The 13,250-nt window shown below is 60.2% G+C and carries 13 protein-coding genes and 1 pseudogene; 3 read left to right on the forward strand and 11 right to left on the reverse strand.

The genetic code is table 11. The features are described 5' to 3' along the window. Nucleotides 1-15: 15 nt before the first annotated feature. The 9 genes from ccoS to ccoN all read right to left on the reverse strand — a co-directional run bounded on the left by ccoS (nucleotide 16) and on the right by ccoN (nucleotide 8,250). Nucleotides 16-174, reverse strand: coding sequence for a cbb3-type cytochrome oxidase assembly protein CcoS (gene ccoS, locus EFD56_RS31055; RefSeq protein ID WP_008536474.1), 159 nt, complete (start codon nucleotides 172-174; stop codon nucleotides 16-18). Then, a complete protein-coding gene (locus tag EFD56_RS31060) occupies nucleotides 171-2,441 on the reverse strand; it encodes a cation-translocating P-type ATPase (RefSeq protein ID WP_037145534.1) in 2,271 nt (756 codons plus the stop codon). The genes ccoS and EFD56_RS31060 overlap by 4 nt, the downstream gene beginning before the upstream one ends. Next, a complete protein-coding gene (locus tag EFD56_RS31065) occupies nucleotides 2,438-2,923 on the reverse strand; it encodes a FixH family protein (RefSeq protein WP_008536472.1) in 486 nt (161 codons plus the stop codon). Before EFD56_RS31065 ends, EFD56_RS31060 begins: the two co-directional genes overlap by 4 nt. Beyond that, nucleotides 2,920-4,494, reverse strand: coding sequence for a cytochrome c oxidase accessory protein CcoG (ccoG, locus tag EFD56_RS31070; RefSeq protein WP_126907059.1), 1,575 nt, complete (start codon nucleotides 4,492-4,494; stop codon nucleotides 2,920-2,922). The genes EFD56_RS31065 and ccoG overlap by 4 nt, the downstream gene beginning before the upstream one ends. 167 nt (nucleotides 4,495-4,661) lie before the next feature. Beyond that, the gene (locus EFD56_RS31075) at nucleotides 4,662-4,847 is read right to left on the reverse strand and encodes a hypothetical protein (protein WP_008536470.1); all 186 of its coding nucleotides are present in this window, start codon (nucleotides 4,845-4,847) and stop codon (nucleotides 4,662-4,664) included. Between the two features lie 11 nt (nucleotides 4,848-4,858). Further along, a complete protein-coding gene (gene ccoP / locus EFD56_RS31080; protein WP_037145529.1) occupies nucleotides 4,859-5,722 on the reverse strand; it encodes a cytochrome-c oxidase, cbb3-type subunit III in 864 nt (287 codons plus the stop codon). 1 nt (nucleotide 5,723) lies between these two features. Further along, complete coding sequence (locus EFD56_RS31085; RefSeq protein WP_037145527.1) at nucleotides 5,724-5,876, reverse strand: CcoQ/FixQ family Cbb3-type cytochrome c oxidase assembly chaperone; 153 nt, start codon at nucleotides 5,874-5,876, stop codon at nucleotides 5,724-5,726. Nucleotides 5,877-5,884: 8 nt separating this feature from the next. Beyond that, the gene (ccoO, locus tag EFD56_RS31090) at nucleotides 5,885-6,619 is read right to left on the reverse strand and encodes a cytochrome-c oxidase, cbb3-type subunit II (RefSeq protein WP_037145525.1); all 735 of its coding nucleotides are present in this window, start codon (nucleotides 6,617-6,619) and stop codon (nucleotides 5,885-5,887) included. An 8-nt stretch (nucleotides 6,620-6,627) separates the two neighbouring features. Further along, nucleotides 6,628-8,250, reverse strand: a complete 1,623-nt coding sequence (ccoN, locus tag EFD56_RS31095) for a cytochrome-c oxidase, cbb3-type subunit I (RefSeq protein WP_004674403.1) — start codon at nucleotides 8,248-8,250, stop codon at nucleotides 6,628-6,630. 241 nt (nucleotides 8,251-8,491) lie between these two features. On the opposite strand from ccoN, the pseudogene EFD56_RS32865 reads away from it, so the two are divergent. After that, nucleotides 8,492-9,209, forward strand: a pseudogene (locus EFD56_RS32865) (cyclic nucleotide-binding domain-containing protein); the annotation flags it as partial. A gap of 306 nt (nucleotides 9,210-9,515) precedes the next feature. Continuing rightward, nucleotides 9,516-9,959 (forward strand): pseudoazurin, encoded by a 444-nt coding sequence (locus EFD56_RS31105; protein ID WP_004674399.1) that lies wholly within the window; start codon nucleotides 9,516-9,518, stop codon nucleotides 9,957-9,959. 965 nt (nucleotides 9,960-10,924) lie between these two features. Here EFD56_RS31105 and hemN read toward each other — a convergent pair. Beyond that, nucleotides 10,925-12,277, reverse strand: coding sequence for an oxygen-independent coproporphyrinogen III oxidase (gene hemN / locus EFD56_RS31120; protein ID WP_008536465.1), 1,353 nt, complete (start codon nucleotides 12,275-12,277; stop codon nucleotides 10,925-10,927). Nucleotides 12,278-12,755: 478 nt separating this feature from the next. On the opposite strand from hemN, the gene EFD56_RS31130 reads away from it, so the two are divergent. Further along, the gene (locus tag EFD56_RS31130; protein ID WP_225880318.1) at nucleotides 12,756-12,986 is read left to right on the forward strand and encodes an NAD(P) transhydrogenase subunit alpha; all 231 of its coding nucleotides are present in this window, start codon (nucleotides 12,756-12,758) and stop codon (nucleotides 12,984-12,986) included. 13 nt (nucleotides 12,987-12,999) lie between these two features. On the opposite strand, the gene EFD56_RS31135 is transcribed toward EFD56_RS31130, so the two are convergent. Continuing rightward, nucleotides 13,000-13,250 (reverse strand): phasin family protein (locus EFD56_RS31135; protein WP_189636761.1); only part of this gene is annotated, 251 nt, incomplete at its 5' end.

A 13,250-nucleotide genomic window follows, 5' to 3' on the forward strand; every position in this document is an offset into this window, starting at 1 on the left:
TCGGCCGTGAGCGGTTCAAGGTCTTTTGCAATCGGTTTCGTCCTCGACGAGGATTCGCCAAGCTGCTCCTTCAAGGTCGTCGTACTGGCGGTTCGTCAGCGACCAGAGGAACGCCAGGAGACCCATTCCCCCCATCAGCATTGCGATCGGCATCAGATAGATCAGCATGTTCATGTGGTTTCAACTTCCGCACGTCCGCCGGCAAGCGGCTCGCTCCATAGGCCGAAGGCATTTAATCGCAGCGCATTCGTCACGACGACGATCGACGAAGTCGACATGGCCACCGCCGCTATCAGCGGCGTTGCCCCGCCGGCGATTGCGATCGGTACCGCAAGCACGTTGTAACCGATGGCGAGAGCAAAGTTCTGGCGAATGAGGCTGGCGGATCTTCGTGCAACGGCGATTGCCTCAGGAACGGCATCGAGACGATCGTTGAAGAAGATAAGGTCGGCGGCTTGCCTGCCGACGTCGGATGCGGTTGCGGGCGCCATCGAGACCTGCGCGGCGGCCAGCGCCGGTGCGTCGTTGATCCCGTCGCCGACCATGAGCACGCGATAGCCCTCGGCGCCCAGCCTCTGGAGTTCCTCGACCTTCTGTTTCGGCCCCAGGTCGCCCAGAGCTTTGCCGATACCGAGAGCCCGCGCTGTGTTGTCGACGACGGCCTGCCTGTCTCCGGATACTATCAGCGTTTCTATACCGGCTGCAGCGAGCTGGCGGAAAGCCTCCGCGGCGCCCGGACGAAGCGTGTCGTCAAACAGGAAACGGGCGAGATCGACGCCGTTTTTCGACAGGACCACCTCCGAAAACGGAGTATCGCCCGCGGGCGTGAGCCCGGTTCCGCAGGCAAAGGCCCGGTTGCCGAGCCGATAGAAGTCCGCTCCTTTCCAGGCTTCCAGCCCCCCGCCGGCGATTTCCGTGACCCTGTCGAAGGCGAAGGGGTAAGAGATGTCTATGTCCCGCACCAGACCCTGGGAAAGCGGATGCCGTGAATGCGCCGCCATTGCGCAAACGATGGCGCTATTGCCCGCGATCGCGTCGCTTCGGACGAGGCGGGGCCGGCCCATCGTCAGGGTGCCGGTCTTGTCGAAGGCCACCATGTCCGCGTCGGCCAGTCTTTCGAGCGCCGAACCGTCCTTCACCACGATGCCCCTGCGGAAAAGTTCGCCGGCGGCGACCACCTGGACCACCGGTACAGCAAGGCCCAATGCGCAGGGGCATGTGATGATCAGCACCGCGACCGCGACCAGCATGGCCTGTTTCCAATCGCCCCCAAGCAAGCCCCAGGCGAGAAAGGAGGCCAGCGCCAACAGGTGCACGGCGGGAGAATAAAGTGCTGCGGCGCGATCGGCGACCCGGCGATAACGAGCCCTGCCGCCCTCGGCCGCTTCCATCAGGCCGATGATCTCGGAAAGAAGCGAATCCCTTGCCACTTTGGTCGCCCGCAGGACGAGCGAACCGGTCAGGTTCATCGCACCCGAATTCAGCGCGCTGCCTGCGGCGACGGCGACCGTGCTGCTTTCACCGGTGACGATGGAGAGGTCAACATCGCTCTCGCCGCTGACGATCATGCCATCGACGGGAATGCGTCGGCCGGCGGCAATCGCGATGTTATCCCCGACGGCGATCTCTTCGACCGGGATGTAGTGCCGCGACCCGTCCGGCATCATCAGCTGCGCCCCGCGCGGCGCCAGTCTGGCAAGCCCGTTGATCGCGGCGCGGGCTTTTTCCCGCATTACATGATCGAGGGTTCTGCCGATCAGCAGGAAGAACAGCAGAGACACCGACGCGTCGAACCAGGCATGTTCGCCATGGTGCATGGTTTCCCATAGGGAGACCGCATAGGACAGCGTCACTGCAAGCGAGATCGGAACATCCATGTTGGTGCGCCTACGCTTGAGCCCGCTCCAGGCCGATTTGAAGAAGAAGCGTCCACCATAAACCAGCGCCGGCGCCGCGATCATCGCCGAGATCCAGTGAAACATGTCGCGCGTGGCCGCATCGGCGCCCGACCATACCGACACCGAGAGCATCATGATGTTGGCGGCCGCAAAGCCGGAAACTCCAATCGCCAGCAGTAGCTGGTTCCGGATCCTGTCGGTTTCGGGTGCTGTCGACGTGATGAGATGGGCGCGGTATCCGGCCAAGGTGATCGCGGCGAGGATTTCGGAGGGATCGGTCGCCTTCGCCTCGATCTCTTCCTGATAGACGCAGGTGACACGCCTGGCGGTGAGATTGACCCGGGCTTTCCTGACGAACGCAAGCGCCGACAGCGCTTTTTCGAGGGTCAATATGCAGCCGCCACAGTGGACGTCGGGCACGCTGAGGTCGACCTGGCGTAACCCAGCCCCGAGCGGGTGGCTTGCAAGGCATACCTCCTCGGCGCTGGCGGATGTCGCGCTGAGGCCGAGAACGCTTTCCGCATCCATCGAGCAGCAGGTCATTGGCGGAACTCCGTGGTGTCGAAGCGTTTGGCCTCATGCATGACGACCGCCCCGTTCATTCTCGATATGGCCTCGACGATCCAGTCGCCGGCGACAACCTGGTGATCGGCTTCGAACCGCCCTTCGCCCGTCTTCCGGAGGGTCACGCGGAAATCCTCATGATCGCCGACGGGCCGTTTGAAGTTCAGCGTGACATCATCGATGATCGCAGGCGTGCCGGCCTTGTCGTGGATGTCGTAACGGATTTGGCTGCCCTTAACGACGAGCGCGCCCTCGACGCCGGAGGCGGCCATTGCCTTCATCGCTGCCGCCCTGGTGTTGAATTCCTGGCTGGCCACATAGGTGTTTTCCACGACGATGCCACTCCAGCTGGACGCAGCATAGAAGGCCATGGTGGCGTTTACGGCGATCACTACGGCGAAGAATGCCGAGGTGGCAAGCAGCACGTGCAAGCCGGTAAAGCCCTGAGTAGAAGTCTTCATTTCACGTCTCCCGGCGCGTTGAACGCCGCGCGATAGCTCGCCCGGTCGGCTTGACCTGCGTCTTGACCTATATCTTCGATGACGAAGAGGAATTCGTTGATCTCTGCCCCGTCTGGGGCGCGCGTGACGAAGACCTTGAGCGTCGTGGCGGCGTCGGGTTCGACGTGAGCGGTGAAGCTGCGGGCATCCTGCCTGCCGAACTCGGGAATGCGCATTGTGCCCCCCTCCAGCCCGACGAGGGTGATGGTCACGTCCCGCGGCTTCGGCACCATGTTGAGGACACGCAGCGTGTAGCCGTTTCGGATGGAGCCGTCGCTTTCCAGAACATATTGAGGGTTCCGGTCGTGGATAACGTTGAGCCTGAGCCGATCGCGGAAGGTGAGATGGACGACCATGGCGATGCCGATCGATGCCCAGACGACACCGTAGAAGACGATTCTTCGGCGGAAGATGATGCGCCAGTCGAAATTCCGGACAGCTGGCATGAAGCTTCCGTCGTCGTTTCGGACATTGGAGGGCTGGATGGCTGTCCGTCCTCCGTCAGTAGCAAGCGACATGTTGCTCGAATATTCCTTGAGCGTCGCATAGGCGATCAGGCCGTGTGGCTTTCCGAGCTTGTCCATGACGCCGCCACAGGCGTCGATGCAGAGGGCGCATGTGATGCATTCCATCTGCTGGCCGTCGCGGATGTCGATCCCCATCGGGCAGACGGCGACGCAGGCATTGCAGTCCACGCAATCGCCCACCGGCAGACCCTGAGCCTTCTTGCCATGGCGCGACCGCTGCTCGCCCCGCCAGTCGTTGTAGGTGACAACAAGCGAATTCTCATCAAGCATCGCGCCCTGAATGCGCGGCCACGGACACATATAGGTGCATGTCTGTTCGCGCATGAGGCCGCCAAGCACATAGGTCGTCGCGGTCAGGGTGGCGATCGTGGCATACGCCGCGGCAGGAGCGCTGCCGTCAAACAGTGAAGCCGCCAGGCTCGGCGCGTCGGCAAAATAGAAGATCCATGCTCCGCCCGTGGCGACGGCGATCAGCAGCCAGATCGCGTGCTTGATCACCCGCTTCCTGAGCTTGTCGAAAGTGAAGGGGTCGGCATCGAGCTTCATCCGAGCGTTTCGGTCGCCTTCGACAGCGCGTTCGACGACGAGAAAGAGATCGACCCAGACGGTCTGCGGACAGGCATAGCCACACCAGGCGCGGCCGACAGCGGCGGTGAGGAGAAAGAGGCCGAAGCCCGCCATGACGAGCAGGCCCGCCACATAGTAGAATTCCTGCGGCCAGATCTCGATGAAGAAAAAGAAGAAGCGCCGCGAGGCGAGGTCGACGAGGATTGACTGATTGGGCGCATAGGGACCGCGGTCCCAGCGAATCCACGGCGCGAGGTAATAGGTGCCAAGCGTGAGCAGCATCAAGACCCATTTGAACCGGCGAAAGGGCCCTTCGGCTCGTTTCGGAAAGATCTTCTTGCGCGGCGCATAGAGAGGCTGGCGGTTGCGCCGGGCGTTGACCGGTTCGACGCGAACGTGGTCAATGTCATTTAGATTAGGGCGGGTATAGAGATTCATAGGACCTGTCCGATTTTCACCACTCTTTTCCCAGCCGTGGCGCATCCGTTCCTTGATGCAGATCAAGAACGACCGTGCAGAAGCGAAAAGGCCACGCCCCAGAGTAAGGGCGTGGCCGGAGGACAGCGGCGGAGAAACCGCTGGGACGTCCTCCACAGGAGCTGAAACTATCGGCTCGTCTGCTTGTGGTCTTTGAGGCAGATCAAACTCACCATCGAATTGCCGATTTTTGCCGGGTCGTCCTGCTCCGAAGACGCAGGCATCTGTTGGGCGCGGGCTGAGACACGCGATCGGATAACAGCACGCGGCGCGCCGTAGAGACGGAGGATCGGATTGCGGTCGTGGGCTGTCATGTCTTTTCTCCTTACATGCCGCCGCCGAGCGCATGAACGAAAATAGTAAGCTCGTTGACCGTTGTGTCCCCCAGGCGCGCTGCCCAGGCAGGCATTACGCCATGTTTGGGAGAGGCAACCTGACGAAGGATGGCGTCTTCACCCCGCGACTTCAGCCAGATTGCGTCGGCGAGATCCGGCGCACCCATTTCCACCTTTCCTTTGGCGTCCTCGCCGTGACATGGGGCGCAATTGTCTAAGAAAACCTGTTTTCCGGCCGCCGCCAGACCGACATCCGAGGGCGTATTGGTCAGCCCCCAGACAAAGGCGGCGACCTGCTTCATCTGGATGGGCTCCAGAACACCGGCAAAGGGCGGCATTTCGGAGGAATGGCTATCCGTATCGCCGTCGAAGCGGATGCCATGCGAGATCGTGGCCTGGATGGCATTCAGATCCCCGCCCCACAGCCAGTCGTCGTCGTTGAGATTCGGAAACCCCGGACCGCCGCTCGCTCCCGATCCATGGCAGGGCGCGCAGTTCATCTTGAAAGCGGATGCGCCGCCAGCGATCGCGAATTTACGAAGAGCAGGATCCGCGTCGATCTCCTCCACTGTCTTGGCAGCGATCAGGTCATGGAACTCCGTCTGCGATGACTTAGCGAGATTGAGGTCCTGCTGCAGCTCGGCGCGCGTTGAATAACCGAGATAGCCGTAAGTGGCGGAAGTGATCATCGGGATGGCCGGGTAAGCGATGGCGTAGCCGATCGCCCAGAGGATCGTCACGTAGAAGGTCCAGATCCACCAGCGCGGCATGGGATTGTTGAGCTCTTGGATGCCGTCCCATTCATGACCCGTCGTTTCGACGCCGCTCAGTTCATCGATATGCTTTTGCGACATCTCAATCGTCCTTCAAGGGAATAACGGCGGCATCTTTGGCCGTCTGCTTGCTACCTGGGCGAAGGGTGAGCATGACCGCGCCGACGAAGAATGCGGCCATTGCCAGGAGGCCCCAGCTGTCGGAGAAGTGTCTCATTGCAGTGTAAGTTTCCATGGATCACCTCACCGGTAGCCGGTCGCGTCGTCATAGGTCGAGAAATTAACCAGCGTTCCGAGCATCTGCAGGTAGGACACCAGCGCGTCCATCTCGGTCAGCCGGGTTGGATCGCCGTCGAGATCGCCGACATTCGCATTTGGGTAGCGCTTGAGTAGAGCCGCCGTGTCCGCGTTCGGATCGGCCTGGGCTCTCATGTCGGTCTCGGCATTCGCCAGCATGTCGTCGCTGTAAGGCACGCCCACGTCCTCATTGGCCTTGAGGTCCTCTCCGACACTCCTGACCGTCACCTCCTTCTCTTCGAGGAAGGCGTAGCTCGGCATGATTGATTCCGGCACCACGGCCCGCGGATTTGCGAGATGCTGGACGTGCCATTCGTTCGAGTAACGCCCCCCGACGCGGGCCAGATCGGGCCCTGTCCGCTTGGATCCCCATTGGAACGGGTGGTCGTACATCGATTCCGCGGCGAGCGAATAATGGCCGTAACGTTCGACCTCATCACGGAACGGCCGGATCATCTGGCTGTGGCAGAGATAGCAGCCTTCACGGATGTAGATGTTCCGTCCGGCGAGCTCTAGCGGCGTGTAGGGCCGCATGCCTTCGACTTTTTCGATCGTGTTCTGCAGGTAGAACAGCGGTGCGATTTCAACGATGCCGCCAATGCTGACGACCAGCAGCGAGCCGACCAGAAGAAGCGTCGCGTTCTTCTCGAGGGTCTTATGTTTATCAAGTAACGATGCCATGTCTCACCTCACTCGGCAGGCTGTGCCTGGGGCACCAAACTGGTCGGGATTGGCGCTTCGTCGCGCAGGTGGCCGCGGATCGTCATGAACACGTTCCAGGCCATGACGAGGCCACCCGCTAGGTAGAGTGCTCCGCCGACGGCACGCAGCACGTAATAGGGGATCATCGCCGCGACCGTTTCAGCGAAGGAATAGACGAGGAAGCCCTGGGAATTGTATTCTCGCCACATCAGCCCCTGCTGGATGCCCGCGACCCAGAGCACCGCGGCGTAGATCACGATCCCGAGCGTCGCGAGCCAGAAGTGCCAGTTGACCATCCGCAGGCTGTAGAGGCGCTCGCGCCCCCACAGTTTCGGCGTCAGGTAGTATATCGCCCCGAAGGTGATCATACCCACCCAGCCAAGTGCTCCGGAATGCACGTGACCGATCGTCCATTCGGTATAGTGGCTGAGCGAATTGACAGCCTTTATCGACATCATCGGGCCTTCGAAGGTCGACATCCCATAAAATGCGATGGCGACGATCATCATCCGGATGATCGGGTCGGTGCGAATTTTGTCCCAGGCGCCCGAAAGGGTCATCAAACCGTTGATCATGCCGCCCCAGGAGGGCATCCAGAGCATGACGGAGAAGACCATTCCGAGCGTCTGCGCCCAGTCAGGCAGCGCCGTGTAATGCAGATGATGCGGGCCGGCCCAGATATACATGAAGATCAGGGCCCAGAAGTGGATGATCGACAGCCGGTAGGAATAAACCGGCCGGTTGGCCTGCTTCGGCACAAAATAGTACATCATCCCCAGGAAGCCGGCGGTGAGGAAGAAGCCGACGGCGTTGTGGCCGTACCACCATTGGGTGAGTGCATCCTGGACGCCGGAGAAGAGAGAATAGCTCTTGGAGCCGAGGAACGACGCCGGAACAGCGAGGTTGTTGACCACATGCAGCATCGCAATGGTGACTATGAAGCTGAGATAGAACCAGTTTGCCACGTAGATATGCGGCTCTTTGCGCTTCAGGATCGTTCCGAGATAGACGGCCAGATAGGCGACCCAGACGATGGTAAGCCACAGGTCGACGTACCATTCGGGCTCGGCATATTCGCGCGACTGATTGATGCCGATCACGTAGCCGGTCGCAGCCATCACGATGAACAGCTGGTAGCCCCAGAAGACGAACCAGGCGAGTGTTCCTCCGAAGAGACGCGCGCGACAGGTGCGTTGCACCACATAGAAGGATGTCATGATCAGCGCGTTGCCGCCGAAGGCGAAGATCACCGCCGATGTGTGAACCGGCCGCAATCTTCCGAAATTCCAATAGGGCGCGATGTTGAGGTCGGGAAAGGCGAGCTGCAGCGCGATGATCACGCCGACGAGGAAGCCGACGACGCCCCAGAACACCGTAGCGATCAGGCCGTAGCGGATTACCTCGTCGCAATAGCCCGTAAGCTCTGTTTTGCGCTGTTGGCCCGTCGGCGAAAACTCTGCGTTTCTGACAAGCAGCAGCGTTCCCGCAACCAGGCAGAGGCAAAGTATACCCATATGGACTGCAAACAGATGATCGTGCGCGAATGCGGCCGCGAGCAGCGCCAGAAACGCTGCGACCGCGATCACCATCGTTTCTGTCGTGTAATTCATGATGTCGTCTCCAGTGCGCAGACGACCGCCTCGCGGCCGGCTTTCTCGGATTTCGAGGCAGGACTGTCACGAAGACGGGAACGGCTCCTTGATCTACATCAACAAGCGGACTGGAAGCGGTGGACGAACCGACGTTGTTACACTCTGTTGCAAACTTCCCCCTTTGGCACCGCCCGCTTACTCCCGTGTGACGCAGCTGCTTTCTACCGCACCCACTGCCACAAGGGGCGATGAAGATGCTGTGCAGAACAACCACGCGTTCGACAATGGCGCGAAGGGGCGCGAAGCCATACATGCCGGCCAATCCCTCTCTTCGCTGTTCGTAGGCTCGGCGGCCGAGGCCGTCGCAGCCGGTAAGGCGATTTGGTGGGAGGGTGATAAGCAACCATCTTGTCCAGGTGGAAGAAGGTGTCGTGCGCCTGCTTCGTATCATCGGCGAAAGATCGTCGGGTGATAATCGCTCTTCAATTCGCCGGCGATCTCAACGGCGCGTCGCTGCAAAACGATTTCCTATTTACGGCTGAGGCCGTCACGAAATGCAAGATCCGCCGGATATCGCACATGAGTTTCCACGGGGAAGTCGCTCGGTCTAATGCGCTCGCTCGACCTAGCTCTCGTTGCTCTGGCAGGAGGCGGCCGCTTCGCATGAACAGATGGTGCTGTTGCCGAAGAAGAACGCCGAGGAGCGCCCCTGCAGCTTCATCGTGAAGCTTGCATTCCGGCGCAACCCGCGTCCGCCAAGGTCCGTTGCGCGTTTCCATGAATCGTCAAGACATTGCGGATCATCTCGGCCTGACCATTGAGACCCTGGCCCACACCGTTACGAAACTTGCGTCGCGCAACATCGTTATTCCCGAGGGCAGGCACGACCTGCGGAACGTCAATCTTGCCCGCTGGTACGGTTATCGGGCGACACTGATGATTTTTCCGAGGATTTCTGTCAGAGGGTAAACCTCAACACACGCGACAAGCCGCGGGATCGACATTCATGCCCTCCGCGAACTTCTCGACGCGATATGAGCTCAGTCACGGCAATCCTAAGCTGTTCAGCAGCGCCGACGTTCGCCGAGCGTGCTTGTCCTTCGGTGATTCCTACATCGCTTGCAGGCTGCCATGTCCCTCGCAAGGGCGCTGGGCAAGCAGGCAAAAATTGGGACCTTCTGCCTTTTTTCCCCGAATTTGACGGGCGTCAAAGAGCCCAATTCCGGCATCTGCTAAGACACATTCATGAGGCTGATTGGGTCTCGCAGAAAAGGAGCTTGCAAATGCGGTTAAAATTCGGTCTGATCGCTGCAGCGGCAGCCTTGATTGTTTCGGCAGCGCCGTTGATGGCGGCCGACCACCAGGTTCGGATGCTCAACAAAGGCACGGAAGGCGCGATGGTGTTCGAGCCTGGCTTCCTGAAGATCGCCCCCGGCGACACCGTCACCTTCATCCCCACCGACAAGGGCCACAACGTCGAAACCTTCAAAGGCCTCATTCCGGATGGCGTTGCCGACTTCAAGTCAAAGCCGAATGAGCTATATCGCGCGAAATTCGATGTTCCAGGCGTCTATGTCCTGAAATGCACCCCACATTCCGGCATGGGCATGGTTGCCCTGATCCAGGTGGGTGACAGTCCGCCCAATCTCGAAGCGATCAAGACTGCAAAGGTGCCGAACATGGTGCGCAAGCGGCTCGATGCCGACCTCACAAACATCACCCAGTGAGACACAGCAGGTGCGGATGACCGCGCAGCCCATGACGATGGCTTTCGTGGCAGCTGTTTGCCTCGCCAGGAGCAGCTGATGCTCAGTGAGCATCGAGCAGAGCCAGGCGCTGTCAGGCAAGACGTCCAAGGCAGTGGTCGGACACGGTTGTCGGCAAAGCCGATGCCGAAACCTGGTGGGACCGTCGAGAAAGTGAATGTGGCCTGTGAAAAGAGCTATGATCTGCACGGCAGACCTGTGAAGGAACGCGTGGGCAAGATCACTAGCCCGGCGGCAATCTCGCTGACGACGAATATAACGAGGTCGTTTTTTTGCGCGGCAGTCGCGAAGGAGATGCCAGCCAAAACCCGGGGTCTCGTTCTGGTTACCCAAGAATTGCACGGAAGGCGCCGTCGAACGTTTGATCGAAATCCCCGCGGCAGGCAAGTCCTACAACTAGGAGACCCCTGCCTCGTCCTTCGACGTGCTCGAACAACCGCGTTCGTGAGAGGGCGAGAGCCGTCGATCATGTGGCGCTCGGTAGCTCACCTCGCGAAAAGGCTCCTTCAGGCGCCTGCGCGGCCGCCATAATCGCGATGGGCACAACTCTGCGGACCGGCGCTTGCCCACGCCACCTTAAAGGTTCGACGTCAGTCGCCAACGATACCCTGGGCCGGGGCCTGCCGAGATCGAGCTGTATTTGAATGAGCCGAAAAGCTCGACGATAACGACCTCGACGTCCAGGCGGTGATACGGGCGCCCATCTACTTGTGACAGGGCGGCCCGATGACCGTATTTGTGAGTGCGCCCGCCCTGCTTCACACGAACTTGCGACGTCGATCCTCCTCGACGTGCCGTTGTCGACGGGACTCCTGGGAAGATAACTGCAGGGTCCTCGATCGAGAAACGGGAACTCGATGTCTTCTCGCGCGGCCTTTGATGCGTTTCGTGTCGCCGGAACCGATGCACACTTCCGGCGACAAGTACTAGGCTGCCTTGCTGTGCGTGTGCCCGTGCGAGCTAAAATAGGCGTCGAATGCCGCCGCGACTGCACGGACCATGAAGCGCGCCTCCTCGCATACGACAATCCGCTCACCGCTGATCGTCACGACGCCGTCGGCCATGAGCTCGCCGAGACGGTCGTTGCGCTCGACAAGGAAGCCGGTGTCGAAACCCGATCCGCTGCTCAACTGGCCGAGATCGGCTTCGAAATCGCACATCAGCCTCTCGATGACCCTCGCCCGAAGCTTGTCCTCCTCGCTGAGAAGATATCCCTTGGCGGTCGGCAGCACCCCGAAGGCAATTCGCTCGGCATAGAGGCCGAGAGGCACGTGGTTCTGCATATAGCCGGCCGGCAGCCGCCCGATCGCAGATGCGCCGAGGCCGATCAGGCTATCGCAATCATCCGTGGTATAGCCCTGGAAGTTTCTCCTCAGCGTTCTGTTGCGCGCGGCGAGCGCCAACTGATCGTTCGGCAGTGCAAAATGATCGAGCCCAATGCGCAGATATCCGGCCTTCTGGAGCTCCTCGGCGATCACTTCCGCCTGCTCGTTCCGCTGTTTTGCGTCCGGCAGCGATGCTTCGTCGATCAGGCGCTGATGTTTCTTAAAAGCGGGTATGTGAGCGTAACCGAAAACGGCGAAACGTTCGGGACGCAGTTCTGCAGCCAGCCGGACCGTCTCGATGCAAGATTGGACAGTCTGTTTCGGAAGGCCATAAATTAGGTCGAAGTTGATGCTGCTGACGCCTGCTGAGCGCAACCCGGCGACCGCCCTTTCCGTCTGCTCAAAGGATTGCAGCCGCTTGATACCGGCCTGCACGATCGGATCGTAGCTCTGGACGCCGAGGCTTGCGCGGTCGACGCCGTTTTCGGCGAGCGCATCGATCATGGGGGCGACCAATGTGCGAGGGTCGATCTCGACTGCGACGCCGGCTTTCGCTTCAAACGTGAAGGCACTCCTGAGCTTTGCCATTAGAGCCGAAAATTCCTGCGGCTTCATGACCGACGGCGTGCCGCCGCCGAAATGCACGTACTTGACGGGCACGTCGTTTCCGGCCGCAAAAGAGACGAGCTCGATCTCTTCCTTCATCACGTCGAGATAGTCGGCGACCGGAGCGTCTTGCCGGGTGATGGTCGTGTGGCAGCCGCAGTACCAGCATATCGAACGGCAGAACGGGACGTGGAGATAAACCGAAACCGGGCCAGCCGCGGCGATATGGGCGAGATTGCCGGCATATTCATCCGGCCCCACGGCTGCAGAAAAAGCCGCCGCCGTCGGGTAACTCGTATAACGCGGAACCCGCGCATCGCCGTATTTGGCGATCAGATCATCAGACATTTTCGCATCCCTTTTCAAAACAGGATGCTTTATGACCTCCGGCCGCGCCGGCTTCCTTGTCCCAAATCAATGATGACGTCTCAGGCCAGAATCAGCCGGATCTTTGTCCGCTGTGAAAGTCAGCACTTTCGAACCCGCCTAACATCTCGTTCTGACATGGGTCGAGCCGCGGTCCCGGCTGTTCGAAGAGACGTGCCACAAGGAAATGAGCAAGAATGACTGATACGCAAAACGGGTGAAACAAATTGGTGTCCGCGTGCTGTCGCCGGTCGAGCCATCCCACGGTTTCGGCTCGCTCCATGCGCTGGCCCCCGGCGATAGTTTGTTGATCGCCAGTGGAACTGGTGCCGGCCTAACGGCGGGAATCTCGAGCGAAGCCTACCGAAACGCGGAAGTCGTGGTCGTTTTCCAATTCCACAGGCCCTCGCCGCGGCCGCCGACGTGATCGTCAAGGTGCGCCTCGATCAATGAGGTCGCCCTGCTGTCGCCTGAAAAGACGCTGATCGCTTTCTTCTATCCCGCAGCCAACAATGAGTTGCTCAAGCGGGCTCTGCATTCGGGCGCGAATATAAGCGCCATAGACATGGTCCCGCGCATCAGCCGTGCACAGAAGATGAATGGGAAAGATCGGGGTTACCGGGCGGTCATCGAAGCGAGTGCGAACTTCAGGTGTTTCTTCACCGGGCAGATCACCGCGCGGTATTTCTAGGGTCTCCTCAGTTTTACGTCGCCTTGAGGTCCGTCAGCACCTTGTCAAAAGCATCCTTGACCGGCTTTGAGATTTCCTCCACCGCCCTGCTTGAGAGCACCCGGACTTCCTTGGCGTGCTGCAAACTTGTCTCAACGCGCTTGCGGAAAAAGGTCGACTGCTGTTCGAGGATCTGCGACGGCGAATTCGCGCCCAGCAAAGCTTGCAAATGTGAGAAGCTGGCCTCGGCGTCGGCCTGCAGTGCAGCGATCGTCTTCCACCACA

It is taken from the genome of Rhizobium phaseoli, assembly GCF_003985125.1.
Taxonomy (GTDB): domain Bacteria; phylum Pseudomonadota; class Alphaproteobacteria; order Rhizobiales; family Rhizobiaceae; genus Rhizobium; species Rhizobium phaseoli.

Bases quoted from the DNA above. Each gene is read 5' to 3' on its own strand.
- ccoS (WP_008536474.1), bottom strand. From the start codon at position 174: ATGAACATGCTGATCTATCTGATGCCGATCGCAATGCTGATGGGGGGA.
- EFD56_RS31060 (WP_037145534.1), bottom strand. From the start codon at position 2,441: ATGACCTGCTGCTCGATGGATGCGGAAAGCGTTCTCGGCCTCAGCGCG.
- EFD56_RS31065 (WP_008536472.1), bottom strand. From the start codon at position 2,923: ATGAAGACTTCTACTCAGGGCTTTACCGGCTTGCACGTGCTGCTTGCC.
- ccoG (WP_126907059.1), bottom strand. From the start codon at position 4,494: ATGAATCTCTATACCCGCCCTAATCTAAATGACATTGACCACGTTCGC.
- EFD56_RS31075 (WP_008536470.1), bottom strand. From the start codon at position 4,847: ATGACAGCCCACGACCGCAATCCGATCCTCCGTCTCTACGGCGCGCCG.
- ccoP (WP_037145529.1), bottom strand. From the start codon at position 5,722: ATGTCGCAAAAGCATATCGATGAACTGAGCGGCGTCGAAACGACGGGT.
- EFD56_RS31085 (WP_037145527.1), bottom strand. From the start codon at position 5,876: ATGGAAACTTACACTGCAATGAGACACTTCTCCGACAGCTGGGGCCTC.
- ccoO (WP_037145525.1), bottom strand. From the start codon at position 6,619: ATGGCATCGTTACTTGATAAACATAAGACCCTCGAGAAGAACGCGACG.
- ccoN (WP_004674403.1), bottom strand. From the start codon at position 8,250: ATGAATTACACGACAGAAACGATGGTGATCGCGGTCGCAGCGTTTCTG.
- EFD56_RS31105 (WP_004674399.1), top strand. From the start codon at position 9,516: ATGCGGTTAAAATTCGGTCTGATCGCTGCAGCGGCAGCCTTGATTGTT.
- hemN (WP_008536465.1), bottom strand. From the start codon at position 12,277: ATGTCTGATGATCTGATCGCCAAATACGGCGATGCGCGGGTTCCGCGT.